Annotated in this window: 4 protein-coding genes and 2 tRNA genes; 1 reads left to right on the top strand and 5 read right to left on the bottom strand. The window is 39.3% G+C overall.

Annotation, left to right across the window (positions count from 1 at the left end):
- Window positions 1–160: 160 nt before the first annotated feature.
- Both CXF93_RS07445 and CXF93_RS07440 read right to left on the bottom strand, forming a co-directional pair.
- Window positions 161–236: transfer RNA gene (locus CXF93_RS07445), tRNA-Asn, on the bottom strand.
- Between the two features lie 147 nt (window positions 237–383).
- Window positions 384–459, bottom strand: a tRNA-Asn gene (locus CXF93_RS07440).
- A 981-nt stretch (window positions 460–1,440) separates the two neighbouring features.
- Between CXF93_RS07440 and uvrB the strand changes: the two genes are divergently transcribed.
- On the top strand, window positions 1,441–3,435 hold the full coding sequence (uvrB, locus tag CXF93_RS07435) for an excinuclease ABC subunit UvrB (protein WP_101061794.1): 1,995 nt from the start codon (window positions 1,441–1,443) through the stop codon (window positions 3,433–3,435).
- 131 nt (window positions 3,436–3,566) lie between these two features.
- Here uvrB and pfkA read toward each other — a convergent pair whose 3' ends face one another.
- The 3 genes from pfkA to elyC form a co-directional block, all read right to left on the bottom strand.
- Window positions 3,567–4,529: a 6-phosphofructokinase gene (pfkA, locus tag CXF93_RS07430; RefSeq protein WP_101061793.1), complete on the bottom strand. Its 963-nt coding sequence runs from the start codon at window positions 4,527–4,529 to the stop codon at window positions 3,567–3,569.
- A gap of 455 nt (window positions 4,530–4,984) precedes the next feature.
- Window positions 4,985–5,740, bottom strand: a complete 756-nt coding sequence (gene tpiA, locus CXF93_RS07425; RefSeq protein WP_101061792.1) for a triose-phosphate isomerase — start codon at window positions 5,738–5,740, stop codon at window positions 4,985–4,987.
- Window positions 5,741–5,973: 233 nt separating this feature from the next.
- Window positions 5,974–6,729: an envelope biogenesis factor ElyC gene (elyC, locus tag CXF93_RS07420; protein ID WP_101061791.1), complete on the bottom strand. Its 756-nt coding sequence runs from the start codon at window positions 6,727–6,729 to the stop codon at window positions 5,974–5,976.
- Between the last annotated feature and the right edge of the window lie 24 nt (window positions 6,730–6,753).

Below are 6,753 nucleotides of genomic sequence, written 5' to 3'. Positions count from 1 at the left end.
TCTACCAACTGAACTAAAAGGGAATTGTTGGTTTGCTTTTTTTAAACGAATAAATTAAAGCGAATAAATTGTGTGCTTCTAATGAAGCAGATTAACAGTTTACATTATGTAGTAAATCATTAACCGTACTTTCAATGCGTTAATTTCAATGAAAGTAAATTGGCTCCCTTTGCTAGACTCGAACTAGCGACATATGGATTAACAGTCCACCGTTCTACCAACTGAACTAAAAGGGAATTGTTGGTTTGCTTTTATAAAAGCAATAAGTTGTGTGCTTCAACGAAGCCAGCCCGTCTATTAACTTCATTTTAAAATTCAATGAAAAGAAAATAAAACCAACTGTTGTTCTTCGTCTCTATATAAATAAGAGATAAAGAATAATTTGGCTCCCCTTGCTAGACTCGAACTAGCGACATATGGATTAACAGTCCACCGTTCTACCAACTGAACTAAAGGGGAATTACTTGTCTTTGTTTCGAAGACGGGGCGAATATTAAGGTTAGATGATTCTAGTGTCAATGATAAAGCAGGCTAAAATGCCATTTGCGCTTTGTTTGTCGAATAACTGAGCGATGATGGTTAAGAATTATTGATAGCGTAGTTTAAGTAAACAATTTGAAAGTTGTGGTTAGACTAACATTTTCAATACTTTAAATTGAACATCACTCATTTTTTATTAATATAACCGTTATCCTAGAGTGATTGTTATAAATAACCTGTGCTGCGGACGTAATTTTAAACTACAGATGGTCTAAATGTCGGATGAAAATGTGGTTTACACGGCACTATATTCAGATGATGGTGATGTAACACAAGCGTTGAGCAAGAAGACTGATGATGCTAGGTATATGAGTAGGGGTTTTGGGAAAAATAGATATACGTTTGTAGCCGAAGAAGAAAGTGTATTATAAATGCTGGCGGTGTAAATAATGATTGTTTACACCTTCTTGGTGCTATATAGATACATAATTATATCGTCTATGCATTGTAAATACAGTGGGATGTTGTTTTAGGTTACTTGATGATTGTATATGACACTTTTATTGAGTTATCCACTAAATCTGTGGATAACTCTGTTGATTAAGTCTGTAGAAAGTATAAGTCTACATTTCAACTGATTTTAAACTGTCGTATCAAAGGCACCTTTAAAAGCTATTTAATTGTTTTATATCAGTGGACTGCGTTGTTTTAATCGCTTTTGTACACATGCGTATAATACATGCTTAGAATCTCTGTATCAAAAACGACCATCAAAAATGTTTTTTTGTTATCACTGTTGATAACTGCTTGACATTTTTGTTTATCTGATAATTTTAGACTTATTATTCTACTTTGCAATCATCAGTAATCATGGCTAGGGTAATAATTTTTCTGGCGCACTAAGTGTAAATTGGTATTATGGAAATATATAATTTATAAGCTGAGTTGTGACCTTAAATAATGACGATTTTATTCGATTTATGTTCTGAATATACCCCGAGTGGTGATCAGCCTCAAGCGATTGAAAAGCTGGTTGATAGTTTTAATGCCGGTGTTGCCAGTCAAACCTTGTTAGGTGTAACAGGTTCAGGTAAAACCTACACTGTTGCGAACATGATTGCGCAATTGAATCGTCCGACATTACTGATGGCTCCGAACAAAACCCTCGCAGCGCAGCTCTATGGTGAGATGAAAGAATTCTTCCCTAACAACGCGGTAGAGTACTTTGTTTCTTACTACGACTACTATCAACCAGAAGCCTACGTACCAAGCACTGATACCTTTATTGAAAAAGATGCCGCCGTAAACGCCCATATCGAGCAAATGCGCCTATCGGCCACCAAAGCCTTGTTAGAACGCCGTGATGTGATCCTGATTGCATCTGTTTCTGCTATTTATGGTTTGGGTGATCCCGAGTCTTATCTCAAAATGATGTTGCATGTCTCTGTTGGTGAAATGATTAGCCAGCGCAGTATCATCCGCCGCTTAGCTGAATTGCAATACACCCGTAACGACATGGATTTTAAACGTTCGACATTCCGTGTGCGCGGCGAAGTTATTGATGTTTACCCGGCGGAATCAGATAAGCATGCTGTACGTATCGAGATGTTTGATGATGAAATTGAACGTATCAGTTATTTTGATCCGTTAACGGGTGCGATTGAGAAGACCGCTGAACGTGCAACTATTTATCCTAAGACTCATTACGTAACACCAAGAGAAAAGATCTTAGCGGCTATTGAACATATTAAAGTGGAATTGTCTGAGCGTAAGAAACAATTATTATCAGCAAATAAGCTAATTGAAGAGCAGCGCGTCAGTCAACGTGTACAGTTTGATATAGAAATGATGCAAGAACTGGGTTATTGCTCAGGCATTGAAAACTACTCCCGTTATCTGTCTGGCCGTACACCCGGTGACGCGCCTCCGACTTTGTTGGACTATTTACCCGATGACGGTTTATTAGTTATTGATGAATCACACGTTACTGTGCCACAAATTGGCGCTATGTATAAAGGTGATCGCTCGCGTAAAGAAACTCTGGTTGAATTTGGTTTCCGTCTACCTTCGGCATTAGATAATAGACCACTCAAGTTTGAAGAGTTTGAATCTATTTCACCACAAACCTTATATGTTTCAGCAACGCCGAGTCAGTATGAATTGGACCGTTGTGAGGGGGAAATTGTGCAACAGCTTGTGCGTCCAACTGGCTTGTTAGATCCAATCATTGAAGTGCGCCCTGTTGATACCCAAGTAGATGACCTCCTCAGTGAAATTAATATTCGAGCGAAGAAAGGTGAAAGGGTATTGGCAACGACACTCACTAAGCGTATGTCTGAAGATTTAGCGGAATACCTGGCTGATCACGGTGTGAAGGTACGTTATCTGCATTCTGACATTGATACTGTTGAACGCGTCGAGATCATCCGAGATCTACGCTTAGGTGTATTTGATGTGCTGGTTGGGATTAACTTACTGCGTGAAGGATTAGATATGCCAGAGGTTTCTTTAGTGGCTATTCTTGATGCCGATAAAGAAGGTTTCTTACGTTCTGAACGTTCGCTGATCCAAACCATTGGTCGCGCCGCACGTAACTTGGAAGGTAAAGCCATCTTATATGCTAATCGTATTACCAAGGCTATGGATAAAGCCATTAGCGAAACGGAACGTCGTCGTGCTTTACAGCATGAGCATAATATCAAACATGGTATTACCCCTACAGGGCTGAAGAAGAAGGTGGGTGATGGTTTCAATATTGGTCGAACGCCAGAACAGCAAATGATGCATATTGCCGAGCAGAAAGCCACCTATGCGATATTTACCCCTGCGGAACTGAGTAAGGAGATAGTGCGTTTAGAAGAGCAGATGTATAAATATGCGCAAGATTTGGAATTTGAAAAAGCCGGTGAAACCCGTGATAAAGTGGCGAAACTGCGTGAGCAATTAATACAATAGTTATTAATTGCCAATATACGCAGTGATAGCTGTTTATAGATAGTAAAAAGCGAAATCAATGTAAGTTGATTTCGCTTTTTTATTCAAATAATTTTTAATCTAAAGTGATCTTATTCTAAAACTGAAAAAGTTTAGAATAACGAATTAGACAGATCAAATAGTTCTTGATTGAACGGACGTTTCATATTGTTAATACAATCGATGATGTCGTGATGAACCATTTGTGAGTTCATTAGACCAACACAACGACCGCCTTCACCGTCTATCAATAATTTAACAGCATATGAACCCATACGACTTGCCATGATACGGTCACGAGCAGTCGGTGTGCCGCCGCGTTGTAAGTGGCCTAAAACAGTAGCGCGTGTCTCACGAGTTGTAATCGCTTCAATATGCTTTGCAAGCTTGTTAACGTCTGTTACATGTTCGCACATTGCAATAATGGCATGTTTCTTACCTTTATCGATACCTGCTTGAATTTGTGCTAATAAATCAGCTTCATCATAGCCTTTTTCTGGAATTACAACGAATTCCGCACCACCGGCAACCGCAGCGCCCATGGTTAAATCACCACAGTAACGGCCCATGATCTCAACAATAGAGATACGTTGGTGAGATGTTGAGGTGTCACGTAAACGGTCAATCGCATCTACGACGATGTTTAGTGCAGTATCAAAACCAATGGTATAAGTTGTGCCAGGGATATCGTTATCAATAGTGCCTGGAATACCGATACATGGGAAACCCATTTCAGTTAGTTTCATTGCACCCATGTAAGAGCCGTCACCACCGATAACAACAAGTGCATCGATGTCGTGTTTCTTAAGATTCTTAATCGCTTCTTCGCGAACGCTTTTTTCTTTAAATTCAGGGAAACGCGCAGAGCCTAAGAAAGTACCACCACGGTTAATGACATCAGAAACAGATTTACGGTCTAGTTTCTCGATACGGCCTTCATGTAAACCAGCATAACCATCGTAAATACCATAAACTTCTAAACCAAGATGTAATCCTTCACGTACAACGGCACGGATTGCTGCGTTCATACCTGGTGCATCACCACCACTTGTTAAAACACCTATTTTTTTAATCATTGAAGCCTCAAATATATCAATCGATGATATTTTATTTATTGGGTTAAAGTACTGACCCTATTGGGTAGAGTACATCGCAGCAGGTGATGGCACGATTGTTTATATGCTAAGTACACCAATTATAGTTTATTTGTTGCTGCTACATTCTATTTAGTTATTATAACTAATTTGTCTTAATCATCACTAGTTTCTATCAATTTAGTATAACTAGGTCTGTTATTATTTTCTGTGTCTTTATGACTTATTTTATCACTAAAGTGATATTAATCACGCTTTCATATGAAACTTCTATTGGTTAAACAAAAAAATGCCTTAGCGCTGTTTTATTTTAAAGAATATAAGTTTAAATAAGAAAGGAGTGTAGTAATACATAATTACGGAGCAACCAGTACCACTACACTTTTTATCACTAATGCAGAGTAGATATTCTCTCTACATTAGCTTTTGATAGGCTACTATGCAGAAGCACCAGCAATAACTTTAGAGAATTCTACAGCGTCTAGTGAAGCGCCGCCAACTAGGCCGCCATCAATGTCTGCTTGACCGAATAATTCAGCCGCGTTAGCGCCTTTAACAGAACCGCCGTAAAGGATTTGAACTTTGTTTGCTACAGCTGCATCTTGCTCTGCTACCCATGAACGGATATGAGCGTGGATGTCTTGTGCAATTTCAGGTGTTGCTGTTTTACCAGTACCGATTGCCCAAACAGGTTCGTATGCAATTACTGCATTGTTTAGAGATGTGATACCAGACTTAGTTACAACTGCTTGAAGTTGTGCTTCAACAACTGCTTTAGTTTCGCCAGCTTCGAATTGCTCTAGAGTTTCACCGATACAAAGTACTGGTACTAGACCATTTTCTTGTGCAACAGCAAATTTGTCAGCAACAACTTCGCTTGATTCGCCGTGGATAACACGACGTTCGCTGTGACCAACAAGAGTATATTTACAACCGAATTCTTTTAACATTACTGCTGAGTTTTCACCAGTGAATGCGCCTGCAATGTTAACGTCACAATCTTGTGCGCCGTATGTAATTGCTGTGTCAGCAGTTAATGCTTCAACTTGTGGGATAAAAACAGCAGGAGGGCAAACTGAAACTTCAACAGTTGCATTGTCTTTTGCCGCATCAACTAAACCGTTAATTAAAGCTTCTACAGATGCTTTAGTTGCGTTTAGTTTCCAGTTACCCATTACTAGTGCTTGTCTCATGTCTATCTCCGATATGGTTTAAAGCTATTTTTCTTTAACTTAAGTGCTGACGTTATGTCAAAGCGACTTTAATTAAGAACATGAGATGATTATAGAGTCATCTAGCGCTAGGGCAAGTTGTCATAAGACAATTTTTGGTAATAAAACTACATAAAATGCAGTAACTGTGACTTGTCCCACGTTTACTTGCTCAATCCAAGCGGAATTTTTCGGCTAATTACAGGATGTGGGTTCTATTGGTTATTTTTTAACGACAACCAAGCCAGCCCTAACCACTCATGGATCACTTTTTCACTCACTGCAAGATGTTGAGCGCGCGGGAAATAATAGTGCAATGGTTGTATACCAGTAACGGTTTTACTGACATGTGCAGTTGGTGCTGGGATAGGGAACAGACCTTGTTGGTTGAATATTTTCATTGCCCGTGGCATGTGGGTAGCAGAGGTGACTAATACAAGCTGCTTACCTTGGGTAATGTTTTTATTATCAATAGCTTCCTCTATTGTATCTTGAGGTTGTTCTAATAATATAATCGCTGATTTTGGTACCCCTAACGCTATTGCTAAGCGCGCATTCATCTTCGCATTACTGTTAATATCACCGCCGCTATAGCCACTAAAAATTAACTTGGCCGTAGGGTTCAGTTTATAAATACGTACGCCTTCAGTGGTTCTGGCAAGGGCTGCTGGACTTAACTGACTGGTTATCGGCAAGCGGTCTACTGTCGTATGAGCATTGCCCAATACGTGGATATAATCGACAGCTTGGTGCTGATAACTTGGGTATTGAGACTCTAATGTTGCGGCTAAACGGGTTGCAACTGGATCTAGGCTTAAAAGCAATAATGTAATAAAACTACTACAAAACAGAGTTTGTGCACTGCGTTTGTAGCGAGTGAGCTTATATAATAATGCAGCGAGGATGAACAGAGTCAGTAGGAATGGCAGAGGCATTAACCAAGTACCAATTATTTTTTTAAGTGCAAACATGGGTAATTGGTACCTGTTTAGAGA

Source organism: Moritella sp. Urea-trap-13 (assembly GCF_002836355.1).
Taxonomy (GTDB): domain Bacteria; phylum Pseudomonadota; class Gammaproteobacteria; order Enterobacterales; family Moritellaceae; genus Moritella.
This window is presented reverse-complemented; position numbering and strand designations above follow the sequence as displayed.

Coding starts and splice junctions, on each gene's coding strand:
- tpiA (WP_101061792.1), bottom strand. CDS start 5,740: ATGAGACAAGCACTAGTAATGGGTAACTGGAAACTAAACGCAACTAAA.
- pfkA (WP_101061793.1), bottom strand. CDS start 4,529: ATGATTAAAAAAATAGGTGTTTTAACAAGTGGTGGTGATGCACCAGGT.
- uvrB (WP_101061794.1), top strand. CDS start 1,441: ATGACGATTTTATTCGATTTATGTTCTGAATATACCCCGAGTGGTGAT.
- elyC (WP_101061791.1), bottom strand. CDS start 6,729: ATGTTTGCACTTAAAAAAATAATTGGTACTTGGTTAATGCCTCTGCCA.